Here is a 23,998-nt window from a genome sequence, read left to right on the forward strand (position 1 = left end):
CACAGACACGACGAAAGATGCATACGCCAATGATAGCGGGGACGTACGGCGGACGGCCGGCGTGGGTCCGGCCACAGACAGTGCCGGCCCTTCCGGGCGGCGTCAGCCGTTCAGGGCCCGGCGCGTCGCCACCCCGATCAGGGCGGCCACGGCGGCCAGCGCGGCGACGGTGGTGAGCGCGGTGGGCAGGGAGAACCAGTCGGTCATGAAGCCGATCATGGGCGGCCCGAGGAGCATGCCGCCGTACCCGAGGGTGGAGGCGATCGCGACGCCGGACGCCCCGGCCAGCGCGCCCGCCCGCTCGATGGCGACCGGGAAGATGTTGGCAAGGCCGAGCCCGGTGATCGCGAAGCCGGCCAGCGCCATCCAGAGCGACGGCGCGAGCGAGCCGAGCAGCATGCCCGCCGCCGCGACCGAGCCGCCGGCGATCACCGTGCGGGCCCGGCCGAGGCGGCCCAGCAACGCCGTGCCCGACAGCCGCCCGGCGGTCATGGCGAGCGCGAAGCAGGCGTACCCGGCGGCCGCCGTCCCCGCGGACGCCGTCAGGTCCTGCTGGAGATGCAGCGCGCCCCAGTCGGCCATGGCGCCCTCGCCGTACGCGTCGCACAGCGCGACCAGCCCGAATCCGACGACGAGCCAGCGCCCGGCGACGCGGGGCGCCCGCCCCGCGCCGGCCGCCGCGGGCGCCGTGCGCCCCCGGTCGTCCAGAGGCGGCGCCGGAGGCTCGTGCCGCAGCAGGCTGCGCCCGGCGACGGCGGTCACGAGCAGCCCGAGCACGGTGATCCCGAGCAGATGGCGGGTGGGGGAGAGGAACCCGGCGACCAGCCCGCCGACACCCGCGCCGACCATCCCGCCGAGGCTGAACGCGGCGTGGAAACTGGGCATGATCGGCCGTCGTACGGCGGCGACGAGCTCGACGGCGGCGGCGTTGAAAGCGACGTTCACGCCTCCATACGCCGCGCCGAAGATGAGGAGTACGGCGCCGAGCGCGAGCGCGGAATGGGTGAGCGGGGGGAGGGCGACGCTGAGGGCGAGGACGACCATCCAGACCACGGTCACCGGATGGCTGCCGTAGCGGCGGCACAGCTGCCCGGTCAGCATCATGGTCAGCACGGCCCCGGCGGACACCCCGAGCAGCGCGAGCCCGAGGGCTCCGGCGGAGGCATGGGTCTGGTGCTTGATGTCTGGGATCCGCACCACCCATCCGGAGAATATGAACCCGTCCAGCGCGAAGAACGCGGTGATCGCGACCCGCAGCCCGACGAGTTCCCGGCCCGGCACGACGCTGTGCGTACGGGGTTTGTTTATTAGCGGCACAAACTCAGCGTAGGGGGCGGCCGAGGCATGGAGCAAGGGGATTGCCCGGCGGCCCCTGCCCTGCCCTGCTCGTCGGTCTCGGGGGACAAGCAGGGGGTTCCGGTCTCAGAGCTGCCAGGAATCCGCCGGGCGGTCCAGCCAGGCACATCGGCCGTGCGCGGTGACGGTGAGCCCGAGGCGCTCGTAGCCCGGCTCTCCGGCGGCCCGCCACCAGGCGAGTGCCGTCGCCACCTCGTCCCACAGCCGCCGGGGCCCGGACTGCCACACCGTGGCCTCCGCGTGGCCGTCCTGGAACAGGACGCAGGCCCAGGACCGGTCCGTCAGCCCGTAGAACCACACCGGCCGCGTGCCGTCCCGCTTGTCCGCCACCTGCTGGGAGCAGTTGCGCACCAGCAGCCCCACGGCGAACCGCCGGGCTGCGAACCGGTCGCCTCCGCCGAGCAGTTGCTCCTCGGTGACGGTCGTGGTGCCGCGGTCGGCGCCGGCCACCCCGTTCGGCACGTAGGCGTCATGCCCGGCGAACGAGGAGCGCTGGCCGCGTAACCTCATGAACTCGACCGGCCCCAGGAAACGGCCCTCGGCGATGCCGCCGTCCTCGGACACGCGGAGCCGTACGAGCGCTTCCTCGTTGCCGAAGTGCGTTCCCCACGGGGCGAGGATCATCCCGCCGGGGGCGTCCCGGAGCCACGCGGGCGGAATTTGGCGGACCCCGGCCGTGGCGATGATCCGGTCGTACGGCGCTCCCGTCTCGTCGCCGTCCTCGCCGTCCCGGGTCAGGACGGCCCCGAGCAGTTGCTGGGCCGCCAGACGGTCACGCGCCGCATCGGCCACACGCGGATCGATCTCGATGCTGACGACGTTCCCCGCGCCGAGGCGGTGGACCAGGAGCCCCGCGTTCCATCCGGTCCCGGTGCCGACCTCCAGGACGCGGTGTCCGGGCTCGACCTCCAGGGCCGACAGCATGCGGAAGACGACCGACGGCATGGACGCTGACGAGGTGGGCACGCTGCCGTGCCCGTCGCTTGAGCCGTCGTCCCACTGGGTGACGAGAGGGACGTCCGCGTTGGCGTACGACGACCAGAGGTCCGGCTCGTCACGCTGGTCCACGACGACAGTGGTGCCGGTGCCCATGTCGAAGGGCCAGACCACGGGTGGCAGGAAGGCCGACCGGGGCACCGCGGCGAACGCCGGGAGCCAGTCGGCGGACAGGTGCTTGCGTTCCAGGAGCGAGCGGCCCAGCTCGGACCGCGCCCCCTCGACTCCAGTGAGCGTCATCTCAGCCGAGGATCCAGACTTTGGGGCCGCCGTCGGGGGACGGAGGGACGATCGGGCCCGGCCACGGCGTACCGGGCACCTTGTCCTTGTCGTCGGCCATCCGCCGTGGATACCTTCATCGTGTCTCCTTCGATTCCATACTCCTTGCCGCCGATCCGGATGGAAAGGCGGCGTCCGTCCCGACAGGACGGAAGATCACGGGTTCCGCCGGGGTAAGCGCCGGCCCACAGCGGCCACGCTGGGCCTCCGGAAGGAAGAGGTCGCGGGCCCGATGCTCGGTCCGGACATCAGCGCGGTCGGGCAGTTCGGCGTATTCACGGCAGAGACGCAGCCGTTGCCGTGCGGCGCGGGTTCTTTCTCCTGAGGCGGCTCGAGGTCCGACTCCGGGGCTGCGGCTGTACAGGTCTCCATGGATCTCCTTCGCGGCGCGCACCCCGCCCGGGTCTTCCGGATCCCGGGCGGGGCGGCGGTCCCGCCGCGCTCGTGGCGGAAGGCGAGCAGCTGCCTTCCAGCGGCGGGGCTGTGGGTGCGGCCCTGACCCGAGACGGCCGCCATGGGGGTGCGTCAGTGCGAGGCCCTCGTGAGCACCAGGACGAGGGCGGGGGTTGTCACGGCGGCCACGAACATGAACAGGCCGACGATCGTCTTCACGACGACGGGATCGCGTTGCCCTCGAAGTGGTCGAGGAGCGCCCGCAGGACGCGCGCCAGACGTCGGGCGTACTCCAGCTCGCCGTCGGCGCGGGGCGCCGGCCGGGCCTGGAGCTTGCCGCGGGCCTCTCCAGCGCAGGCGCCCGCGCAGTACCGGGCGGTGCCGTCCTTCGGCAGCCGGGCGAGCATCTGCTCCACCTCGGGGATGAGCAGCTCCAGGTGGCCGCGCAGTTGGCCGATGAGGATGTCGAGGTTCTCGGGCGTCGGCGGCGGCGCGTCGGTCTCGCCTTCGGACCCGAGCGCTCGGGCGACGGTCTCGCGCATGGTGATGGTGTCCACGGGCGCCGTGCCGGCGGTTTGCTTCGCGGGGGCGCTCATCGGGTCACCGGCAGCACGACGCGGTGGAGCGGGCACTGGCACGCCGGGTAGGAGTCGGGCTGGGGCAGCGGCGGCAGCTTGCCGTCGACGGCCACGGTGACCGTGCCGCGGTCCTGGGTGATCGTGCCGTAGCGGTCCACGGTGTAGACCCGCATCGTCATCCGGCCACCCCGTGCGTTCGTCGGCGTCTGGGCGGTAGCGTTTGTCATGTCGACGCTCCCTGTCGGGTTTGAGCGTTGGCCACACCCGGGGCCGTTCGCGCGGTCGCCGGGCCTTGCGTGGCACCTGCCAGGCGCGGTCGACTCGGCGTCATCCGGGGCCGACAGCCGCACGAGCGGACCTGCCAGACTCTGGTCGCGCCGGAGACGACGACTTCGCCCGCCACGCGCAGAGGACGGTTCACGGCTCCGCAGTCGAAGCACGCCTCGCCGTGAAGGCGGACGATGCTCACACGACGGTCAACGACCGCTGGCGTGAGCGAACGTGCTTCCTGCATCTTCCGTGCCCATCCTTGGTGCCTGCGCGTGGCACTCATGTTGGGGCTGAGGAAGCATCACAAGTACCCCGGTGAGGGGTACTTGGGAACGGGTTGTGCTCAGGTTGCGGCGCACCACTCCGCGAAGGACGTCAGTGTCTCCGAGTCGGCGCGGCGCAGGCGCCGCAGCGTCGAAGCATCCTCCCGGACCCAGGGATGGTCACGGGTGTGCTGAGGCGCGATCTTGCGGGCGGCCTTCAGCGACTCGAACGCGCCGTCGGGCATGCCCGCCCAGAGCTGGGCGCGCGCCAGCTCGATGTAGAAGCCTGAGCGGCGCTCTGCACCGAGGCCGGCTGGAGGCTTCCACTCGTGCGTGACGTCCAGGGCAGCGCTCGCGTGGTCGCCACCCAGGCTGACCGCGACCGACACCTGGTGAATGCGTACGGAGTCGGGCCCGAATGCGGTGCCGTAGTACACGTCGTCCTTCACCTGCTCGGCCAGACGCTCGGCGTCGCTCAGGTGTAGGGCCGCGGCGTCCGTGTCCTTGGCGCGGCCAGCGATGACGGCGGCCCTCATGTGCAGTGCCCCGCGCGCGGCGCGCTGCACTGCGGTTGTCGGTGCGGGTGCCGTGTCGATGGCCTGCCTGAGCGCGCACAGGCCGGCAGCGTGAGCCCGGGCCGCGAAGAAGGTCTCGGTGCGCACGTACGCCACGGACGCCGTCAGTAGAGGGTTCTCGGCTGCTCCCGTCGCCCATCGCATCAGTTCGATCAGGCGCGCTGAGAGGTCGTGTGCGCCGAGCTTGTAGGCGGCGGCGTCGGCGCAGCGGTAGGCGCTCACCAGTAGCTGTGCTACTTCGGCTCGTTCGCCGCCGGCTGCCGTGTGGTAGGCGCGCGTCAGCTCGGTCAGCAGGTCCGGGAGGTCGCGCACGATCCGCGTGTACTGTGCGCCGAGCCGCCACTTCACTGCTGCATCGACTACGTCGCGCAGCTCGGACACCGACCGGACGGGACCGTCGTCGGGGCAGTCGTACGCGGCGATGGCGGCCGACAGAGCTGGTAGCCCGTCCCGGGCCTGAGTGTGGGCAGCTCCCCGATCGTGGCGCAGTCGTACAGGGTCGACTCCCAGTGCATCGGCGATGGCCTGGAGGGTGTCGTCGCTGACTCCTCTCTCACCGCGCTCGATTTTTCGGATCGTCCCCAGAGCGACGCAGGCGGCATTCGCCAGTTCCTGCTGGGTCATCTTGGGTCGGACGACGCTTCGGTAGTAGGCGATCCGTCGGCCTACTCCTCCGTCGGTGTTCGCGTGCATACCGTCTCCGTTCGGGCATCCACTCCGAACGGTACGCGCGCGTGACCGCGTCTCTACCCGAAGCAGCCCCATCAACTCGCCTGGGATGCTTCCTTGTTGTCACCCCGAGAGACTCACCAGCTCCATGAGGGTGTCGATGCGCCAGTCCGCTGCCGCCACGGTCTTCGGGTCATCGGCCCAGAGGTGCCCCCAGGGTCCGCGCCGCAGGTGCGCGGAGCGCAGGCCGGCCGCCTTCGCGGGATGGACATCGTTCGCCGGGTGATCCCCGACGTAGACGGTGTGGGCCGGCGGGACCTCGGCCACCTCGATGACGCGCTGGAAGAACTCAGGCTGCGGCTTGGCCACGCCCCACTCCGCCGATGTGACGATCAGGTCGGCGGGCAGGTCCAGATCGCGCAGCAGCCGGCCTGCGCGTGCGGTCTGGTTGCCGGCGATGATGACTCGGACGCCCGCCTGACGGAGGGCAGAGAGAGCGGATCGCACGTCGTCGTAGAGGTCGCCCTCATCGAGGTGCTCGCCTCGGCCTGCCGCCTCGCGGGCGCGGTACTCCGCGTCGAGGTCGATGCCTGGCCGCAGCAGCCGGATCGCTTCTGCATTGTCCTGGCCTGCGGCCACGACGGCTCCGACGAGGGCAGACAGGGTGTGTCTCGGGACGTTGAGCCAGTCCGCCCACGACGCCCAATAGCGATCGTCACGGATGATCGTCTCGCCGATGTCGAACACAATGCTCTCAATCACCCGTGAAGCGTACGTGCTTTCGTGGCGCAAGAATTCGAACGCGCAATTCAATCCGAAGATGCCGCTGGCCTTGGCGAAGGACTTCTGGGTGTGATGGGCCGCGGGAGCAATCTTCGGCTAACCGGGACTACCCACACACTGAGTTCGAGACAGGGCCTTTTGTCGGTTCTCGCCGAGCAGGCCCAGCAGGCGGGATGGGCGGCCTTCGATGCTGGTCGGCCAGCGGATGCAGCCAGCCTGCACACGGGCGGCTTGCGTGGGCCTATGCCGGGACCGGGCGCGGCAGCGCATGCGAGCGCGCCCGGGAGGGCGCCGAAGCAGCTCTCGCTGAATCCGATGACAGCCCCTCAGCCCGATTGGGCGGCCTGGGCCGACGCCACCGACTTACAGATCATGACCGGTCGGTGCTGGGCGGAGCTGCGCAGGCTCCTGCGCGCCGTGCCGGTGCTGACCAAGGCGTTGAACAGCTACGCCGATGCGCATGCGCGTGACAAGAGTCTGTACCTGTCGTGGTTTGCCGCGTCCTATCGGCAGGCCGGCGAAGTGGAGGAGGCTGCCAAGGTGGCCGATCGCACGCTCGACCTTTCAGCCGAGGTCGCTTCGGTTCGGCTCAGGCAGCGCCTCAATCCACTCATCGAGCAGCTGCGCCCGCATCACGGTCTCCCCGCGGTCGCCGATGTTCTGGAGAAGGCCGGCGTGACGTGATGTCCTAGTCCACCGGTGTCGTGTTCGCGGCGATCCACTCCAGGCAGCCTGCGGATGCTGCTTCGATCGGTACTGCCGCGATCTCCGGGTTCTGCCAGGGGTGATGCTTCAGGATGTGGGCTTCCAGCTCGGGATAGCGGGCGGCAGTGGTCTTCAGCAGCAGCTGCCACTCCTCGCCTGTAGCGAACGCCCCGTCGTGCCAAAAGACAGAGATTACCGGGCCGATGATCTGAGCGCCTGCTGCCAGGCGACGACTGACGACCGTGCGCGCCAGTTCAACAGCCTGTTCCTGTGTCGGAGTTGCCGTAGACACTTGGAAGTAGTCAGCCATGTCGCGAGCGTAGCTCGACCTCTGGTCTCCGCGAAGACGGACCGCGGCTCACTGGCTCAGAAAAACAACTCCATGAGCGGGTGTGGGGCAGCTCGGCTCAGCAGATGCAGCGATTCCGACGGATCGTTCTGGCTGTGGGCGGACGGCTAGCATGCGCCGATGGCCCTGTTACGCCTCCGTCGTTCCGTCCGCGCGGTCGTTATCGATGAGGAGGACCGGGTTCTGCTGTGCCGGCTCGTCGTTGCTGAGCCGGCGGGGCCGGTCGTCGTGTGGGTGGCGCCCGGTGGAGGTGTGGAGAGCGGTGAGTCCGCGCTTGCGGCGCTGCGCCGGGAGTTGCGCGAGGAGACGGGGCTCGAACTTGACGCCGAGCCGCCGCAGGTCTGGCGCCAGGAGGTCGTCGGCCCTGGACGCGTGGAGGGCTATGACGGCGTGATCAATGACTACTTCCTGGTGCGCACCGCGTCGTTCCGCCCTCGCGGCGCGCTGTCCGACGACGAGCTCGCCGCCGAGAACATCGAGGGCTTTCGCTGGTGGAAGCTGCGCGATATCGCCGGGTATCGGGGTACGGACCTGTTCTCGCCGCGTGACCTGGCCACCCCGTTGGCGGCGCTGATCGACGGTGGGGCTCCGGGCAGCGTGGTGTGGATCGGTCTGTGAACACCGCAGACGCCGGCCCCGGGCTCAGCTCGCGAAGTAGACGGTCGCCGCGATGGCGAGGAGCAGGTACACGCCGGGGAACGCGATGTTGTGCAGGACTCGCGCGCGGACGTGGGTGATGAGCGCGCCGAGGAAGAACGCGGTCAGACCGGCGCCCGCCGCGAGGCCGAGCCTGGGGGCGCCGAGCAGCCCGGCGGCGAGGCCGAGCGCGCCGGCGAGCTTGAGGGTGGCCAGGTACGGCACGGCCGTGGGCGGGACGCCGACCAGTGCCGCGTTGGCGGACACGAACCGTGCCCTGCGGTAGTCGGCGAGCGCGATGAACGCGTTGGCGGCGACACACAGGACGGTCAGGGCGAACGCGATCTGTAGACTCATGAGCCTCTCCTCGGGGTGCGAACAGGACCGGGCTGAACCGACCCTCCCGACGTTCGCGAGCCCCGAAAGGTGACACCCGTGCCGATCACGGTCGAGGACTTCGAGGCCGCCCGGCCTCAGCTGCTGTCGGTCGCCCATCGCATGCTGGGCTCCGTCCATGACGCCCAGGACGCCGTCCAGACCGCGTGGCTGCGGGCTGCCGCCGGGCACGGCGCGCAGCCGGTCGAGAATCCGGCCGGGTGGCTGACCACCGTCACGGCCCGGATCTGTCTCGACGAGCTGCGCGCCCGCCGCCGTCGCGGCGAGGCACCGCTGCTCGCCGACGCGATCCCGGCCGAGCAGCTGTCCGCCGACGAAGCGGTCCTGCGGGCCGAGAATGTCTCCCGCGCGCTGCTGGTCCTCCTGGAGCGGCTGACCCCGCCCCAGCGTGTCGCCTACGTCCTGCACGATCTGTTCGCCGTGCCGTTCGACCGGGTCGCCCAGGTCCTCGACGGGACGGTGCCCGGCGCCAAGAAGCACGCCAGCCGGGCCCGGCAGCGCCTGCGCTCCCCGGCACCCGCCGCGGAGCACCGGCAGGCACCGGACCGCGAGATCGTCGAGGCGTTCCTGGCCGCGGCCCGCACCGGCGACACCCGCGCGATGCTGCGGCTGCTGGCCCCCGACAGCGTGCGCGACGCGGACGCGGCCCTTCTCCCGCCCGGCGCGCGTACGGTCGTCACCGGCGCGACCGCCATCGCCACCGAGACCGTGCGCTTCGCCGACCGTATCCGGGCGACCTGCCCGCTCACCGTCAACGGCGCCCCCGCCCATCTGATCGCGCCCGGCGGCCACCCCCTCGCCGTCCTCCACGTCGGCACCGACCGGGGCCGGGTCACCCGGATCACGTTGCGGCCGGTACGGCCCGCGGATGTCTTCACGGCGCGCGCGGAGCCGTGACCGGGCGAAGTGGGTCCCGGACATGGGGGTTTGGCCGGATGGGGGGCCGAATCGGCAGGACGGTCGCTTGCGTTGTGTTCGTACGCGTGTATGGGTGGGGCAACCCGGTCCGGATACAGGTCGGTTAATGCTTGCGCACGCGCTGGTTGCAACGGGGTGAGCGCGTCATGATGGGCCCATGACGTTGGCCTCGCGCGCGTTCGCGCAACTGGCGACCTGGCCGGACCTGAGACAGGCCGTGCCGAGCTGCGGTCAGGGACAGGCGGTGGTCTCCGCCAAGGGTGAGATCGTCCATTTCCATTCCGACCGCGATGTCGATCTGCGGCTGACCGACCGGGCCATCCGGCGGCTCGCCAGGGATCTCAAACGCTCCGGCGTGATCAGGATCGTGCCCGGCTCGCCGTGGGTGACCCTGCGCCTCGACGCCGCGAGCGATGTCGATCTGCTGCTGACCCTGGTCAGCGTGGCGCTCCAGGCGCAGCAGGGCCCGCCCGATACGGTCGACCGCCCCCTGATGGGCTGCAACGACCAGCGCGGCAAGGGATTCGTGAAGGTGGACCTCGGCGCCCTCTGGTAGCCGGGTTGCCTGCGCCGGCAGCCGGATGGCGTCCGCGTCATACGGCGATGACGCGGACCCCGGCCTCCTCGAACCGGTGGACCGTCTCCCGGTCCACCGCCGTGTCCGTCACCAGGGTGTCCACCAGGTGCGCGGGGCAGATCCGGGCGAACGCCCGCTGGCCCAGCTTGCTGGAGTCCGCGGCGACCACGACCCGTTCGGCGCGCTCGCACAGCAGCCGGTTGATCGCCGCCTCCGCCTCGTCGTGCGCCGCCGCGCCGTGCACCACGTCGAAGGCGACCACCCCGAGCACCGCCACGTCCAGCCTGATCTGCCCGAGCACCCCGTCCGCGAGCGGCCCGATCAACTCGTACGACTGCGGGCGGGCCACCCCGCCGGTGACCACGATCTTGAACTGGGGCCGCACGGCCAGCTCGTTGGCGATGTTGAGCGCGTTGGTGACCACGGTCAGCGCCGGGGAACCGGTGGCCAGATCACCGCGCACGGCGAGGGCGCGGGCCACCTCCGTGGTCGTCGTACCCCCGGTCAGGCCCACCGCCTCGCCCGGCGCGACGAGATCGGCCACCGCGCCCGCGATGCGCTGCTTCTCGGAGGCGCGGCGTGCGGTCTTGTAACGCAGGGGCAGTTCGTACGACACCCCGTGCACCACCGCGCCGCCCCGGGTGCGGACCAGCATCTGCTGCTCGGCGAGCTGGTCGAAGTCCCGCCGGATCGTCGCCGCCGACACCGCCAGCTCGGTCGCCGCCTCCTCGACGTCCAGCCGGCCGCGCTCCACGAGCAGTTCCAGCAGCGCCTTCCACCGGGCGTCCCGGGACATCCGCGGCCTCCGTTCTCCGATCGATCATCGTCTCGTTCCGACCGGTGACCCTAGCGCACCCCCGTCGTGCGCCCCCGGTCCCACCGGAATGCTTGATTGTGCTCGAAAGCTCGCTATATCTTGCAGGAACAATCAGCCAGGCCAGGGGAGGGTATGGGGCATGACCCATGTCGAGGACGAGCTGAACAGCCAGCCCGCGTGCTGGACGCGGGCCGCCGAGGAGGCGGGACGGCACCGGGACGCGCTGCCGGCGGCGGGCGAGCGGGTCGCCGTGGTGGGCTGCGGGACCTCGTACTTCATGGCGCAGGCGGTGGCCGCCCTGCGCGAGGGGGCCGGGCAGGGCGAGACCGACGCCTTCGCCGCCTCGGAGTTCCCGTACGGGCGGTCGTACGACCGGGTGGTCGCCCTCACCCGCTCCGGCACCACCACCGAAGTACTCGAACTGCTGGGCCGGTTGAGGGGGACGGCGACCCGCACCACGGCCGTCACCGCCGACCCGGCGACGCCCGTGATGAGCGCCGCCGACGATCTCGTGGTGCTGGACTTCGCCGACGAACGCTCCGTCGTGCAGACCCGGTTCGCCACCACCGCCCTCACCCTGCTGCGCGCCCATCTCGGCCTGCACACGGACTCCGTCGTCACCGACGCCCGGACCGCGCTCATCACCCGGCTGCCCCAAGGGCTGGTCGAATGCACCCAGTTCACCTTCCTGGGGCGCGGCTGGACGGTCGGGCTAGCGAACGAGGCCGGGCTGAAGATGCGCGAGGCGTCCCTGTCCTGGACCGAGGCGTACCCGGCGATGGAGTACCGGCACGGCCCGGTCAGCATCACCACGAAGGGCACCGCCACCTGGATGTTCGGCGAGGCGCCCGAGGGGCTCGCCGAACAGGTGCGGGAGACCGGCGGGCTGTGGATCGGGGGCGGCCTCGACCCGCTCGCCGAACTCGTCCGCGCCCAGCGGCTGGCGGTCGCCGTCGCCGCCGCGCGCGGCCTCGACCCGGACCGGCCGCGCCACCTCACCCGCTCGGTGATCCTCACGCCGGGCGGGTCTGCCGGGCCGGATGCCCAGGACACCCCGGATGCGGCCGGCCCGGCCGATTCCGCCGGTGCGGCCGGGACCCCCGGGACCCCCGGTGCGGCCGTGAACCCCGGGTCCGCCGATGTCCCCGGCCCCCGCGACCCGCGTGAAGCCGCCGCCTCCGCCGATCCCTCCGACCCCGCCTGACCCGTCCCGCCGTACCGCGCCCCGGAAGGACACCCGAAGTGCCCCTCGCGCCCACCGGCGAGCTGGTCGCCCGCGCCGTCGAAGACCGCTCGGCCGTCGCCGCGTTCAACGTCATCACGCTGGAACACATCGAGGCCGTCATCGCCGGCGCCGAGGCGGCCGGCGCCCCCGTCGTCCTCCAAGTCAGCGAGAACGCCGTCAAGTTCCGCTACGGACGGCTGCTGCCGCTGGCCCGCGCGGCCCGCGCCGCCGCCGAACGGGCCTCCGTACCCGTCGCGTTGCACCTGGACCATGTGCAGAGCGACGACCTGCTGCGCCAGGCGCCCGGCGCCGGGTTCAGCTCGGTGATGTACGACGCGGCCCGGCTGCCCTACCCCGACAACCTCGCCGCGACCCGGGCGGCCGCCGACTGGGCGCACTCCCAAGGGCTCTACATCGAGGCCGAGTTGGGGGAGGTCGGCGGCAAGGACGGGCGGCCCCCGCTGGACGCGCACGCGCCCGGCGCCCGTACCGACCCCGCGCAGGCCCGGGACTACGTCGGCGGCACCGGGGTCGACGCCCTGGCCGTCGCCGTCGGCAGTGTGCACGCCATGACCACGCGCACCGCCGCCCTCGACCACGCCCTGCTCAAACGGCTGTCCGCCGCGCTGCCCGTCCCGCTGGTGCTGCACGGCTCCTCCGGCGTACCGGACGCGGGTCTGGTCGAGGCGGTCGAGGGCGGCATCGCCAAGGTCAATGTCGGCACCGCGCTCAACATCGCCATGACCGGCGCGATCCGGGAGTTCCTCGCCGCCCACCCGGAGGCGGTCGACTCGCGTAAGTACCTCAGCGTCGGCAGGGAGGCGATGGCCCTGGAGGTGCGGCGCCTCATCTCGGTCGTGACCGGCGCCGCCGGGACCGCTATGCCTTCTTGACCGCCCTCAGCAGCACGAACTTCGGGTCTCCGGCGACGAGTTCGCAGTTGCCGAAGACCCGCTTCAGGGTGACGTGGTAGCCCAGGTGCCGGTTGCCGATCACCAGCAGCTCGCCGCCCGCCCGCAGTGCGCGCCGCGCGCCGGTGAACATCCGCCGCGCGGTCGCGTCCGTCGTCGCCTGGTGGGAGTGGAACGGCGGGTTGTTCAGGACGAGGTCCACACTGTCGGGCGCCACCCCGGTGAGCCCGTCGCCGACCCGGAACTCGGCATGCCCGGGTACCCCGTTGGCCTTGTAGGTGGCCTCCGCCGCGGCCACCGCCTGGAACGACTCGTCCACGAACAGCACTTCGGCCGCCGGGTCGGCCAGCGCCACCGCCGTACCGACCACGCCGTTGCCGCAGCCGAGGTCGACCACCCGGGCCGGACCGGGGCCCGGCAGGTGCCGGAGCAGGAAGCGGGTACCGATGTCCAGCCGGTCGGCGCAGAAGACGCCCGCGTGGTTGACGACCGGGCGGCCGGAGATCGCGCCGACGCCGGCGGGGAGGTCGTAGCGGTGCGGCCACGGGTTCGCGGGCCGTTCCCTCGCCGGGTCGGGGGCGCAGAAGATCAGCCGGGCCTTCTGCTGGGCCAGCGAGGTCCGGGTCGGGCCGAGGATCCGCTCGAAGAGCTGAAGCGTGGAGGTGTGGATCTCCTTCACCATGCCGGTGCCGATCACCACCGTGCCCGGGTGCACGGCGGGCGCCAGCCGCAGCAGCTGGTCCTCCAGCAGCGCGAGGCTCTTCGGCACCCGCACCAGCAGCACGTCCACCCGCTCGGGCGGCTCGTCCTGGGTGGTCAGCAGCTGCACCGCGCCCGGTTCGACACCGGCCCGCGCCAGGTTGGCGCGGCTCGCCTCCTGGCCGAGGAAGGAGTCGGTGACCTGCGTCGGGCGGTGCTCCGCCAGCGCCGTCACCAGGGCGCCCCAGCGGTCCCCGAGCACCACCACCTCGCCGGTCAGCGGCACGTTCTCCGCCGCCAGATGGCGCAGCAGATACGCGTCGGAGGCGTCCCAGGCACGCAGCCGGTCGCGAGGGTCCTCGGGGAAGCGGGCCAGCTCGACCTCGCCCCACGGTGTCGTCATACGGTCGCTCATCGCGCTCCAGGCTAGCGGAACCGCAGATCAGGGCCCGTACGGCCCGGAGCTTGAGGGGGTCTTCCCGGACACGGAGCGGCCACCGGGAAAGGCCGCTTGTCGGCTTGTGCTCTTCTCGTACCGAGACCTTCGGCTCGTCGTACGGGCATCCTAGGCTCGTCGTACCGGCACCCACGACCCGTCGTACCGGCACCCGCAGCCCGCGCCGCCGACCAGCGCCTCGCCGAGCGGGGTGCGCCGGTACAGCACCGACCGTCCGGAGCGCGCGCGGACGAGCAGCCCCGCGGCGCGCAGGATGGCGAGATGGTCACCCACCGCGCCCGGCGCCATGGCGAGGCCCCGGGCGAGCTGGCTGGTGCTGGCCGGGGCGTCCAGCGCCACCAGCAGCCGGGCCCGGGCCCGGCCGACCAGGGCGGTCAGCGCGTCCGGTCCGGGCACGGTCTCGGTCGCGTCCCACAGGGCGGCGGTGCCGCGGGCGGGATAGACCAGGGTCCTGGGCCAGGGGTCTTCCAGATGGGCGGCGACGGACGGCCCGACGCAGACCGAGGGGATCAGCAGGAGCCCGTCCCCGACCAGGCGGACCGTGCCGCCCCGGGGGAAGAAACCGAGTTCGATACCGCCCTCGTGCCAGACGATGCCCGGGTGCAGGCTCTCGATGGCCGTGGCCCAGCCGTGCTCGCCGATCACCCCCACCCGGTGCACGACATCGCGCTCGCAGATCGCGCGCAGCTGCGGCCAGTCCGCGGCGAGCAGCTCCCGCCAGGCGCGGTCCATCGCCTCCGCGATCCGGGGGACGGCGTCCGCCGCGTCCAGCACCGCGCGTACCCGGGGATCGCGGCCTGCCGGGCGGGCCGCGGCGGCGGCGAGTTCAGGGCGGGCCGCGGCCAGGGGGGTGGCCCGGATCGAGGCCAGGTCGTCCGCCCAGGTCTGGCCGAGACCGCGCGGCGGCGGGGCGACGAAGTCCGCGCCGGAGTGCGCGGTGTGCAGGGCGAGGAAGGCGTCCAGCGCGGTCTCCCGGCGAAGCCGCTCGAAGGCCGGCCGGAGCCGGGACGCCCAGGCGCGCGGCAGCGGCCGGTTCCGGCCGTCCAGGGAGCGCAGCAGCGCGGAGAGTTCCATCGCGGGCGACAGCGCGAACCGGCTGCGCAGCAGGTCCTCGACGGAGACTTCGAAGCGGAGCACCCCGGCACGCTATCGCGGGACGCCCGCTCCGATTCGTCCAGGGACGAATCACTGGCGGCCGCGCGGGGCGTACACCCAGGCTGTCCGGCGTGACCACAACCGCCGACCCCCTCCCGGGCAACCGCCGGGCCACCTACCGGGACGTGCTGGCCGAGCCGCGCTTCCGGCTGCTCTTCACCACCCGCACCGTCGCGATCACCGCGGACTCGCTGCGGATCACCACCTTCTCGGTGCTCGTCTTCACCGCCACCGGCTCCGCGCTCTTCAGCGCGCTGGCCTTCGGCATCAGCTTCCTGCCGCAGCTGTTCGGCTCGCTGCTGTTCGGCTCCCTGGCCGACCGGCTGCCACCCCGCGCGCTCATCGCCTCCGGCTACGCGCTGGAGTGCGCCGCCGCCGTGCTGCTCGCCCTGGTGCGGATGCCGATCGCCGCGAGCCTCGGTGTCGTGGCCCTGATCGCCCTCGCCACCCCGCTGTTCAGCGGCGCGTCCAGCCGGCTGGTGGCGCGGTGGCTGACGGACGACGCCTACGTACTGGGCCGCTCGCTGAACAACATGGCCTCCTCCGGCGCACAGCTGCTCGGCCTGGCGCTGGGCGGCGCGGCCGTCGCGGTGCTCGGCCCGCACCGGGCGCTCGCGGTGAGCGCCGCCCTCTACCTCTGCTGCGCGCTCGCCGTCCGGCTGCGGCTGCCCCGCCTGGAGCCGGGGGTGTCCGGCGGGGCCCGGGGCGACGGCGGTGCCGTCCGGGCCAGCCTGCGCGGCGCCGGACTGCTGCTGCGCGGTCGTACGGGACGACGGCTGATGCTGGCCCAGTGGCTGCCGTCCGCGTTCGTCGCGGGCGCGGAGGGACTGATCGTCGCCTACGCGGGCGGCCGGCATTTCGCACCCGGCTGGTACGCGGTGCTGATGGGCTGTCTCCCGGTCGGCATGCTGATCGGCGACCTGCTGGTGGGCCGGCTGCTGCCGCCGCTCGCCCGGGAGCGGCTGGTGGTCCCGCTGGCCGCCCTGATGGGACTGCCGCTGGCCGGCTTCGCCGCCGAGCCCGGCGTGGCCGTCTCGTGCGCTCTGCTGCTGCTCACCGGCTCCGGCTTCGCCTACGGGCTCGGTCTGCAACGGCCCTTCCTGGACGCCCTGCCCAGGGACGGCCAGGGCCAGGCATTCGGACTGCTCGGCTCGGGCAACATGACGCTCCAGGGCGTCGGCCCGGCCTGCTTCGGCTCGGTGGCCGAGGGCATCGGAACGGGCGGCGCGATCGCCCTGGCGGGCGGCGCGGCGGTGGTCACCGCGGGCTGGATCCTCAGCTGGCACTGGTCCCCGTGAGGCAGGATGGGGAGCGTGGACGCGGAACTGTTCCCCCGGGAGCGCGCGCGGATCGCGCCGGGCGCCGCGCACGTCCCCGACTGGCTGCCGGCCGGGCGGCAGGCCGAACTCCTCGCCGCCTGCCGGGACTGGGCGCGGCCCCCGGCCGGCCTGCGCACCGTGCGCACCCCGGGCGGCGGCACCATGTCGGCCCGCCAGGTCTGCCTCGGTATGCACTGGGGCGTCGTACGCGCCTGCCCCGCCTGCGGACGGCCCCTACGGGACAACCCCGGGTGCCCGGGCCCGCATCAGTACCCCTACGCGTACACCCCTACGGCCGCCGACGGCGACGGCGCCCCGGTCAAGCCCTTCCCGGGATGGCTGGACGAGCTGGCCCGCGGCGCGGTGGCCGACGCGCTGGGTCCCGCGGCCGTACCCGGGCCGCCGTACGACATCGCGCTGATCAACTTCTACGACGGTGCCGCCCACATGGGCATGCACCGCGACAGCGAGGAGCGGTCCGACGCACCGGTGGTCTCGCTGACCCTCGGCGACACCTGCGTCTTCCGCTTCGGCAACACCGCGACCCGGACCCGCCCGTACACCGACGTCGAACTGCGCAGCGGCGACCTGTTCGTCTTCGGCGGCCCCGCCCGCGCCGCCTACCACGGGGTGCCCCGCGTCCACCCGGACACGGCACCGCCCTCGCTGGGGCTGGCCGGGCGGCTGAACATCACGCTGCGGGTGAGCGGGCTGTGACGGCGGCGCGGGCCACGAGCGATACGGATCATGGGAGACTCGCCCTCATGAGCGGCAAGGCGGAACCCCGGGCGGCGGGGGAGAGGACCACCACGAGAGCGCGGCTGGACCGGGGGCGGGGCGCGCTCGGGCCCGCCCTTGAGCTGGTGCACACCGGGCGGGCGCCGACCCGGGCCGTACTCACCGCCGAACTCGGCGTCACCCGGGCCACGGCCGGCGCGGTCGCCGCCGAACTGGAGGCCCTCGGCCTGATCCGGGTGGACGCCCGCCCCGCCGCCGCGGCCGGTTCCCAGGGCCGCCCCTCGCACCGGCTCGACGTCGCCGAACAGGGCCCGGTGGCGCTGGCCGCCCAGGTGCACGCCGACGGCTTCCGGGCCGCGCTGGTCGGACTCGGCGGCCGGATCGTGGCCACCGCGCCCGGCTGCGAGACCGTGGCCGCCGACCCGGCGAAGGTGCTTCGCTCGGTGGTCGAGGCGGGCGCGGAACTGCTGCGCGCCACCGGCCGTCGCTGCGTCGGAGCCGGGCTCGCCGTGCCCTCCGCCGTCGCCCAGCCCGACGGCCTCGCCCTCAACCCCCTGCACCTCGCCTGGCCCGTCGGGGCGCCGGTGCGGCGGCTGTTCGAGGAGTGCGTGCGCGCGGCGGGCATCGAGGGGCCCGCGTTCACCGGCAATGACGTCAACCTCGCGGCGCTCGCCGAGCACCGGCACGGCGCCGGCCGGGGCGCCCGCGACCTCTTGTGCGTGGCCACCGGACACCGGGGCGTCGGCGGCGCGCTCGTCCTCGACGGCCGTCTGCACACCGGCAGTTCGGGTCTGGCCCTGGAGGTCGGCCACCTCACCGTCAACCCCGAGGGCCGCCCCTGCCACTGCGGCGGCCGGGGCTGCCTGGACGTCGAGGCCGACCCGCTGGCGCTGCTCGTGGAAGCGGGGCGCGAACCGGGCCCCGAGGACTCGCTCCTGAAGCAGGCCGACGACCTGCTGCGCGACCAGTACGACGACCCCGCCGTGCGCCGCGCCGCCGAGGCCCTGATCGACCGGCTGGGCCTCGGACTCGCCGGTCTCGTCAACATCCTGAACCCCGACCGGATCATCCTCGGCGGCCTCCACCGCACCCTGCTGGACGCCGATCCGAGCCGGCTGCGCGCGGTGGTCGCCGACCGCAGCCTGTGGGGCCAGAGCGGCGGCGTCCCGATCCTGCCGTGCACCCTCGACCACAACAGCCTGGTCGGCGCCGCCGAACTGGCCTGGCAGCCGGTCCTGGACGACCCGCTGGCCGCACTGCGCTGAACCCGCTCGGCAGGGGGTCACGCCCGCCGTTCGGCCGCGGCATGCCACCAGCCGGGCGGGGACGGTCCGTCGGCTTGGGCCGTCGGCTGGTCGGGGTGCAGTCCGAGCCGCCGCAGGGCGTCGGCGCGCACCCGGACGTCGTACCAGCCGTGCCAGTGGCCGTCGGCGCCGATCCCGCAGGCGAGGCCCCAGCCGATCTCCCCGGGCCCGAACGGCATCCGGTCGACGCCGCGTTCACGCGGTCAAGCGCGCGCTGCCGCCATGGGGCTGGGACGGCCCGGCACGTTCGCGTACGCGGCGACGGCGATCCACTCGTGGTGTGCCGATGTCATGCCGGACATGATGCCCGGCCCGTCACGCCCAGTCGACGGAGAATGCCTTCCCCGGGTGTCGGGTGAGAATCCGGTCGACCAGTTCCGGGCCCAACTCCGCCGCCAAGCGCGGGCGCAGGCGCCGCAGCAGGTACGGCATCCCCGGGCCGCCGTCGACCGAGCGGGCCCCGGCGGTCACCGTGTCGCCGCCGAGCAGCAGACGGTCGCCGAAGCCGGCCTCCGCGAGGGCGCGGACACCGGCCGGCATCTGCCAGTCGGTGGCGTGATGGGTGCGCGAGGGGCCGTCGAAGGCGAGCCAGCAGCCCGAGGCGGCGGCCTGCCGCTGCGTCACCGCGTCGGGGAAGCGATTCAGATGGCCGAGGATCACCCGGTCGCCGGGAACGCCCAACGCGCCGCAGAGCAGGTCGAGTACGTCGAGGGCGCCGGTGCCCAGCTCCAGGTGGACGGCGATGGGCGCGCCGGTCGCGTGGTGCGCCTCGGCCGCCGCCGCCATGGTCCAGCGGGCGTGCGCGTCCAGGGTGTGGAAGCCGCCCGCCACCTTGATCAGACCGGCCCGCACCCCGGTCGTGCCGATGCCCTCGGTCAGCTCGGTGACGAAGACCTCGGCCAGCCGGCCGCGCAGCCCCGCCGTCAACTCCGGTGCCACGTGCGCGGCTTGGTGCAGACCCGTCGCGCACACCAGGTGCACTCCGGTGGCCCGGGACAGGGCCGCGAGGTCGGCCGCGCGCCGGCCCATGCCGTGCGGTGTCCACTGCACGACCGCGGCGCCGCCCGCCGCCCGGAACGCCTCCAGCTCGGCTCGCGCGGCGGCGACGTCGTCCAGCTCCCTGCCCGGCAACCGCCTGCTGCGCAGGAAGAGATGGTCGTGCGCGTCGCACACCCCCAGCTCCTGCGGAGGGATGTCGCCGAGGACCGTACGGATCACCAGTGCCGCCCGTGCGGGAGCCGGTCGCGGCCGGGGGCGGACAGATGGAGCACCCGGAAGAGGTCGCCCTCGGTCTTGGGGGTGTCGTGCTCCCAGAGGGAGAAGTGGACCAGCTCCCAGCGGTGCGGGTCGGCGGCCGTCGCGGCCAGTACGGCACCGTCCTCGGCGGCCAGCTCCGCCGCCGCACCGGCCGCTTCCTCCATCAGGGACGGCAAATCGACTCCCTCCGGGACCGGTTGCCGGCGTCGTACGGCGAAGGCGGCACGGGTGCCGGAGCCCTCCGCGTAACCGAGGCCCGTCCACCGGCGTACGGCCGGACGCCCGAAGTCCTCGGTCAGGCGCTGGAACCCGCCGCCCCACAGGAAGCGGTTCATGCCCTCGACCGTGCGCCACAGATAGAACGGCGCGTACTGGTTGACCGGCGAGCCGTGCACACCGCGCTCCCGCAGCAGGTACGCCTTGAGGCCGAGCCCCTCCCAGTCGTCCAGCAGATGCCCGAGCCGGTCGACACGGGCGCGGATGATGCCCGTGTCGTAGTCCGCGGGCAGTGTCACCTCGTACTGCATGGCATGCATCAAGTGGCCCTTTTCCTCCGCCGGTTCGCGCGGTTCAGGCGGTTCGGACGGTTGGGGGTGCGAGCAGGGCGAGCAGGCCGTCGACGGCCGCGTCGAAGGGGGCGGGGGAGCCGGCGGCGCGGGCCAGCACATAGCCGCCCTGCACGGTCGCGAGGATCGCCGCACCGGTCCGCCCGGCGTCCAGCTCCGGCGCGAACTGCCCCTGCCGCTTGCCCTCTTCGACGATCCCGGCGAGGCGCTCCCGGATCGCGGTGAGGGTCTCCTGCACCGGGGCGCGCAGCTCGTCGCTGGCGATCACGTCCGGGTCCATGGTCAGCCGCCCGACCGGGCAGCCGCGCAGCACCTCGCGCTCACGGCGCAGATACGCCTCGATGCGCTCGTACGGGGTGCCGGGGCCGTCCAGCGAGCGTTCGGCCGTCGCCCGCAACTGCTCGGCGGTGCGCCGGATCGCCGCCAGGGCGAGGTCCGGCTTGCCCTTGAAGTGGTGGTACATGCTGCCCTGGCCCGCGCCCGCGCGCTCCAGGATCGCCTTGGGGCTGGTGCCCACGTAGCCGCGCTCCCAGAGCAGGTCGCGGGTCGACTCGATGAGTCGTTCGGAGGTGCTCATGAGAGCAGTGTACATACTAGTAGATACAGAGGGGGCCGTTTCATGGGCGGAGGAGCGCTCGGCGGGCGGTTCGTCGCCGCTCGCCGTGCGCTCCTCCGCCCGCCGGTCCGGTTCAGCCCGCCGCGACCGGGTGGCCGGCGGCGAGTTCCTGACCGCCGGGGGCCGCCGTGACCGCTGCCGGGACCGGTGCGCGTGCCGGGGCCGACGGGACCGCCGTGGCCACGGCACTCGCCGCGACCGGAGTGGGCGTCGGCTGGTGCTCCGGGGCGCGGTACGGCACGCGGGCCGGATGGCCGGGCGTCGCGGGCAGGGTGAACCAGACGACCTTGCCGTTGTCGCCGTCCGGCCGCGCGCCCCAGCTCTCGCTGACCGCGGCGACCATGGCGAGGCCCCGCCCGCAGGTGGCGAGCGGTGTGGTGTCCTCCGCGTCCGTGTCCGCGTCGTCGGACGGCACCGGCAGTCGCGGGTCGTGGTCGTGTACCGACACGGTCAGCCGGTCCGGGCGCAGCTCCAGCTCGACGGTGCACGACTTGTCGGGCCTGGCGTGCCGGTGGACGTTGCTGAGCAGCTCCGTCACGCCGAGCGCGGCCCGGTCGATCAACGGATCAAGATGCCAGTAGCGCAATTGCGCAGATACGATTCTGCGGACCTGGCCGATCCGCGACGGCAGGGCTTGGAGCTCCACCGTGCAGTGCCTGCTTGGGTGACTGATCACGGCTGCGACTCCCCGGTGTGAGGTCCGGAACGGAACCGAAAAACACGGAGAACAACGGATCCAGCAGGCCCCCTGGGAAAGCGGCCGCCTGCTGTCGGTGGCCGGCGGGCTGGTTCGCAGCGTTGTCGCCGGTAAACCCAGAGTGACGTGAAACCAGCGTGGCGCAGGGGGCGGAGTGACGCAACTCGCCGCGTCCGGATGGATACGGGGCGTGTTTCCTGGTGCCTGACAGGTGCTTGGCGGGCGGGGGTCCGGGGCGGCTGGGGCGGTCGAGGGGAGAGGGGCGGGAGTCGGTGCCCGGGGCGCTGGTGAGTCCTCGAACGCCGGGTGCCGCTCGGGGGTTGGTGCCGCGTGGTCCGTGTGCGGCGCGTGCCGATTCGACGGCGTTCGCCGCCCGGAGAGCATGCGCCGGGGCTCCTCGGCCGCGCGTGCCGCGCGGCAGCGTGCGCCGTCCGGACGGTGCGTGTCGCTCGGACAGCGCGTGTCGCTCGGACAGTGCGTGCTGCCAGGACAGGGTGTGTCGCCCGGGCATCGAGTGCCGTCGGACGCCCCGTCGTTCGCACCGGATGCCGCGCGCCGCGAAGACCGTCGTACAGCCTCCGGGCACTGTGTGCCACACACACTCTGCGCCGCGTGCCCCCGGTCCGCTGCCCGGGCAACACGCGTCGCCCGGGAAACGTGGGCCCCGGGCACCACATGTCACATGCCGCACGTCGCGCCCGTAGCGCCTGTCGTGGCCGCCGCAGGGCCCCTTCAGCCGCCGCGTCCCGCCGCCCGGCGGACCGCCTCGATGAAGCGGCGGGCCGCGGGGGTGCCCGGTTCGCCCGGTGCGGGGTCCTGCTCGGCCAGGGTCAGCAGGTACCGCTGGCCGTTGATGTCGGCCAGTGCCTTGTCGTCCGGGGCGAACCACGGCTTGGAGGCGCGCACCGCCTGCACCGGCGCGCTGTCGATCTCACTGCCGTAACTGTTGAGCAACTCCACCCTGCCGTCGTTGATCCGGACCTGTCCGGCCCGGGTGAGCGAGCGCATGCGTTTCCCGATCCGCACGCCCTTGGCCGTGAACTCCGGCTCCGCCATCCCTCGCCGCCCCCTTGTCCGCGTGTTCCCGTGTTCCGGTGTGCGCCCCCGTCCGCGCCGGGACGGAGGTCCCGACGCGTGCAGTCTGCCGCGCCACGGGACGGAGCACCAGTGCGCGCGGGGGCGCGCACGACAGCGGCCCGGAGCACGCGCGGCGGCACACACCGGCAGCTCGTACGCCTGTGCCCCAGGGTCCCTTTGAGCCGCCCAAAGATGCGTTTATGCAGGTGGGAAGCGGTCTGAAAGATGCTTATGCTCGAAAGAGCCGGCCCGCCCGAGGCGCCGTCGGCGCGGAGCGTAAGGAGCACCGACGTGAGCATCACCCACCAGGCCCGGACCGGCGCCACCCTCGATGTCGACCGCACCGACCCCGCCTACCGCGACTGGCTGAAAGAGGCCGTCCGCAAGGTGCAGGCCGACGCGAATCGCTCGGCCGACACCCACCTGCTGCGCTTTCCGCTGCCCGAGCGCTGGGGCATCGACCTCTACCTGAAGGACGAGTCGACGCACCCCACCGGCAGCCTCAAGCACCGGCTCGCCCGCTCGCTGTTCCTCTACGGCCTCTGCAACGGCTGGATCCGCCCCGGCCGCCCGGTGATCGAGGCGTCCAGTGGCTCCACCGCCGTCTCGGAGGCGTACTTCGCCAAGCTGATCGGGGTGCCCTTCATCGCGGTCATGCCCCGCACGACCAGCGCCGAGAAGTGCCGCCTCATCGAGTTCCACGGCGGCCGCTGCCACTTCGTGGACGACTCCCGGAAGATGTACGAGGAGTCGGCCCGCCTCGCGGTGGAGACCGGCGGCCACTACATGGACCAGTTCACCTACGCCGAGCGGGCCACCGACTGGCGCGGCAACAACAACATCGCCGAATCGATCTTCCGCCAGCTGGAGTTGGAGCGGTTCCCGGAGCCCGCGTGGATCGTCGCCACGGCGGGCACCGGCGGCACCTCGGCGACGCTCGCCCGCTATGTGCACTACATGCAGTACGACACCCGTATCTGCGTGGCCGACCCGGAGAACTCCTGTTTCTTCGAGGGCTGGACCAGCGGCGACCCGGACGTCACCTGCGACTGCGGCTCCCGCATCGAGGGCATCGGCCGGCCGCGGATGGAGCCGAGCTTCGTGCCCGGCGCGATCGACCGGATGATGAAGGTCCCGGACGCGGCCAGCGTCGCCGCCGTACGGGCCCTGGAAGCGGTGATCGGCCGCAAGGCGGGCGGCTCCACCGGGACCGGGCTGTGGAGCGCGCTGAAGATCGTCTCCGAGATGGTGGCCGAGGGCCGTACCGGCAGCGTCGTCACCCTGCTGTGCGACCCGGGCGACCGGTACCTCGACAAGTACTACTCGGACGCGTGGCTCGCGGAGCAGGGCCTGGACATCGCGCCGTACACCTCGGCGATCGAGATGCTGCTGGCCACGGGCGTCTGGCCCGACTGAG

At 72.9% G+C, this 23,998-nt stretch carries 26 protein-coding genes and 1 pseudogene; 10 read left to right on the forward strand and 17 right to left on the reverse strand.

Translation table 11 applies throughout. From position 1 onward, the window contains the following. Positions 1–102 precede the first annotated feature (102 nt). From GHR20_RS31690 to GHR20_RS31715, 6 genes are all read right to left on the reverse strand, one after another. Complete coding sequence (locus tag GHR20_RS31690) at positions 103–1,281, reverse strand: MFS transporter (protein ID WP_153816208.1); 1,179 nt, start codon at positions 1,279–1,281, stop codon at positions 103–105. Positions 1,282–1,422: 141 nt separating this feature from the next. Then, positions 1,423–2,592, reverse strand: coding sequence for a methyltransferase domain-containing protein (locus tag GHR20_RS31695; protein ID WP_153815116.1), 1,170 nt, complete (start codon positions 2,590–2,592; stop codon positions 1,423–1,425). A 647-nt stretch (positions 2,593–3,239) separates the two neighbouring features. Beyond that, entirely contained in the window at positions 3,240–3,620 is a 381-nt protein-coding gene (locus tag GHR20_RS31700; RefSeq protein WP_153815117.1) for a DUF6415 family natural product biosynthesis protein, read from the reverse strand. Beyond that, the gene (locus GHR20_RS31705) at positions 3,617–3,829 is read right to left on the reverse strand and encodes a hypothetical protein (protein WP_146609788.1); all 213 of its coding nucleotides are present in this window, start codon (positions 3,827–3,829) and stop codon (positions 3,617–3,619) included. The genes GHR20_RS31700 and GHR20_RS31705 overlap by 4 nt, the downstream gene beginning before the upstream one ends. Before the next feature lie 386 nt (positions 3,830–4,215). Continuing rightward, complete coding sequence (locus GHR20_RS31710) at positions 4,216–5,403, reverse strand: helix-turn-helix transcriptional regulator (protein ID WP_243878184.1); 1,188 nt, start codon at positions 5,401–5,403, stop codon at positions 4,216–4,218. Positions 5,404–5,502: 99 nt separating this feature from the next. Further along, positions 5,503–6,141 (reverse strand): HAD family hydrolase, encoded by a 639-nt coding sequence (locus GHR20_RS31715; RefSeq protein ID WP_153815118.1) that lies wholly within the window; start codon positions 6,139–6,141, stop codon positions 5,503–5,505. A 336-nt stretch (positions 6,142–6,477) separates the two neighbouring features. On the opposite strand from GHR20_RS31715, the gene GHR20_RS31720 reads away from it, so the two are divergent. Beyond that, the gene (locus GHR20_RS31720; protein ID WP_153815119.1) at positions 6,478–6,846 is read left to right on the forward strand and encodes a hypothetical protein; all 369 of its coding nucleotides are present in this window, start codon (positions 6,478–6,480) and stop codon (positions 6,844–6,846) included. 4 nt (positions 6,847–6,850) lie between these two features. On the opposite strand, the gene cutA is transcribed toward GHR20_RS31720, so the two are convergent. Next, positions 6,851–7,177, reverse strand: coding sequence for a divalent-cation tolerance protein CutA (gene cutA / locus GHR20_RS31725; protein WP_153815120.1), 327 nt, complete (start codon positions 7,175–7,177; stop codon positions 6,851–6,853). Between the two features lie 159 nt (positions 7,178–7,336). Here cutA and GHR20_RS31730 point away from each other — a divergent pair, with 159 nt between their 5' ends. Further along, positions 7,337–7,834 (forward strand): NUDIX domain-containing protein, encoded by a 498-nt coding sequence (locus tag GHR20_RS31730; RefSeq protein WP_153815121.1) that lies wholly within the window; start codon positions 7,337–7,339, stop codon positions 7,832–7,834. A 24-nt stretch (positions 7,835–7,858) separates the two neighbouring features. Here GHR20_RS31730 and GHR20_RS31735 read toward each other — a convergent pair whose 3' ends face one another. Beyond that, the gene (locus GHR20_RS31735; protein ID WP_153815122.1) at positions 7,859–8,209 is read right to left on the reverse strand and encodes a DoxX family protein; all 351 of its coding nucleotides are present in this window, start codon (positions 8,207–8,209) and stop codon (positions 7,859–7,861) included. A 78-nt stretch (positions 8,210–8,287) separates the two neighbouring features. Here GHR20_RS31735 and GHR20_RS31740 point away from each other — a divergent pair, with 78 nt between their 5' ends. After that, positions 8,288–9,145: a sigma-70 family RNA polymerase sigma factor gene (locus GHR20_RS31740; protein ID WP_153815123.1), complete on the forward strand. Its 858-nt coding sequence runs from the start codon at positions 8,288–8,290 to the stop codon at positions 9,143–9,145. Between the two features lie 178 nt (positions 9,146–9,323). Then, positions 9,324–9,722 (forward strand): luciferase family protein, encoded by a 399-nt coding sequence (locus GHR20_RS31745; protein WP_194859041.1) that lies wholly within the window; start codon positions 9,324–9,326, stop codon positions 9,720–9,722. 37 nt (positions 9,723–9,759) lie between these two features. Here the strand turns inward: GHR20_RS31745 and GHR20_RS31750 are convergent, their stop codons facing one another. Further along, entirely contained in the window at positions 9,760–10,539 is a 780-nt protein-coding gene (locus tag GHR20_RS31750; protein WP_111583610.1) for a DeoR/GlpR family DNA-binding transcription regulator, read from the reverse strand. A gap of 160 nt (positions 10,540–10,699) precedes the next feature. On the opposite strand from GHR20_RS31750, the pseudogene GHR20_RS31755 reads away from it, so the two are divergent. Together GHR20_RS31755 and GHR20_RS31760 are read left to right on the forward strand one after the other, a co-directional pair. Continuing rightward, positions 10,700–11,581 (forward strand): annotated as a pseudogene (locus tag GHR20_RS31755) (SIS domain-containing protein); the annotation flags it as partial. 221 nt (positions 11,582–11,802) lie between these two features. Continuing rightward, positions 11,803–12,678 carry a class II fructose-bisphosphate aldolase gene (locus tag GHR20_RS31760; protein ID WP_153815124.1) on the forward strand — a complete coding sequence of 292 codons (876 nt, stop codon included), beginning with the start codon at positions 11,803–11,805 and terminating at the stop codon, positions 12,676–12,678. Here GHR20_RS31760 and GHR20_RS31765 read toward each other — a convergent pair. Then, the gene (locus tag GHR20_RS31765; RefSeq protein WP_153816211.1) at positions 12,665–13,798 is read right to left on the reverse strand and encodes a methyltransferase; all 1,134 of its coding nucleotides are present in this window, start codon (positions 13,796–13,798) and stop codon (positions 12,665–12,667) included. The two genes, GHR20_RS31760 and GHR20_RS31765, sit on opposite strands and share 14 nt — an antisense overlap. A gap of 162 nt (positions 13,799–13,960) precedes the next feature. Beyond that, a complete protein-coding gene (locus tag GHR20_RS31770) occupies positions 13,961–14,989 on the reverse strand; it encodes a winged helix-turn-helix domain-containing protein (RefSeq protein WP_153815125.1) in 1,029 nt (342 codons plus the stop codon). A gap of 89 nt (positions 14,990–15,078) precedes the next feature. Here GHR20_RS31770 and GHR20_RS31775 point away from each other — a divergent pair, with 89 nt between their 5' ends. Genes GHR20_RS31775 through GHR20_RS31785 form a run of 3 tightly spaced genes read left to right on the forward strand, consistent with a single transcriptional unit; the run spans position 15,079 to position 18,329 of the window. Continuing rightward, positions 15,079–16,305, forward strand: a complete 1,227-nt coding sequence (locus GHR20_RS31775; protein ID WP_153815126.1) for an MFS transporter — start codon at positions 15,079–15,081, stop codon at positions 16,303–16,305. Between the two features lie 15 nt (positions 16,306–16,320). Continuing rightward, positions 16,321–17,043: an alpha-ketoglutarate-dependent dioxygenase AlkB gene (locus tag GHR20_RS31780; RefSeq protein WP_153815127.1), complete on the forward strand. Its 723-nt coding sequence runs from the start codon at positions 16,321–16,323 to the stop codon at positions 17,041–17,043. 47 nt (positions 17,044–17,090) lie between these two features. After that, positions 17,091–18,329 (forward strand): ROK family protein, encoded by a 1,239-nt coding sequence (locus tag GHR20_RS31785; RefSeq protein ID WP_111583604.1) that lies wholly within the window; start codon positions 17,091–17,093, stop codon positions 18,327–18,329. A 17-nt stretch (positions 18,330–18,346) separates the two neighbouring features. Here the strand turns inward: GHR20_RS31785 and GHR20_RS31790 are convergent, their stop codons facing one another. From GHR20_RS31790 to GHR20_RS31815, 6 genes are all read right to left on the reverse strand, one after another. Beyond that, complete coding sequence (locus GHR20_RS31790; protein WP_153815128.1) at positions 18,347–18,547, reverse strand: hypothetical protein; 201 nt, start codon at positions 18,545–18,547, stop codon at positions 18,347–18,349. Between the two features lie 136 nt (positions 18,548–18,683). Further along, positions 18,684–19,589: a phosphotriesterase gene (locus tag GHR20_RS31795; protein WP_153816212.1), complete on the reverse strand. Its 906-nt coding sequence runs from the start codon at positions 19,587–19,589 to the stop codon at positions 18,684–18,686. Further along, entirely contained in the window at positions 19,583–20,161 is a 579-nt protein-coding gene (locus tag GHR20_RS31800; protein WP_153815129.1) for a DUF4865 family protein, read from the reverse strand. Before GHR20_RS31800 ends, GHR20_RS31795 begins: the two co-directional genes overlap by 7 nt. Positions 20,162–20,195: 34 nt before the next feature. Further along, positions 20,196–20,783 (reverse strand): TetR/AcrR family transcriptional regulator, encoded by a 588-nt coding sequence (locus GHR20_RS31805; RefSeq protein ID WP_153815130.1) that lies wholly within the window; start codon positions 20,781–20,783, stop codon positions 20,196–20,198. Between the two features lie 97 nt (positions 20,784–20,880). After that, entirely contained in the window at positions 20,881–21,483 is a 603-nt protein-coding gene (locus tag GHR20_RS31810) for an ATP-binding protein (protein WP_153815131.1), read from the reverse strand. 753 nt (positions 21,484–22,236) lie between these two features. After that, on the reverse strand, positions 22,237–22,560 hold the full coding sequence (locus tag GHR20_RS31815; RefSeq protein ID WP_111583599.1) for a hypothetical protein: 324 nt from the start codon (positions 22,558–22,560) through the stop codon (positions 22,237–22,239). Between the two features lie 312 nt (positions 22,561–22,872). On the opposite strand from GHR20_RS31815, the gene GHR20_RS31820 reads away from it, so the two are divergent. Further along, positions 22,873–23,997: a PLP-dependent cysteine synthase family protein gene (locus GHR20_RS31820; RefSeq protein WP_153815132.1), complete on the forward strand. Its 1,125-nt coding sequence runs from the start codon at positions 22,873–22,875 to the stop codon at positions 23,995–23,997. Position 23,998: the final 1 nt, after the last annotated feature.

The organism is Streptomyces sp. SUK 48, assembly GCF_009650765.1.
Classification (GTDB): domain Bacteria; phylum Actinomycetota; class Actinomycetes; order Streptomycetales; family Streptomycetaceae; genus Streptomyces.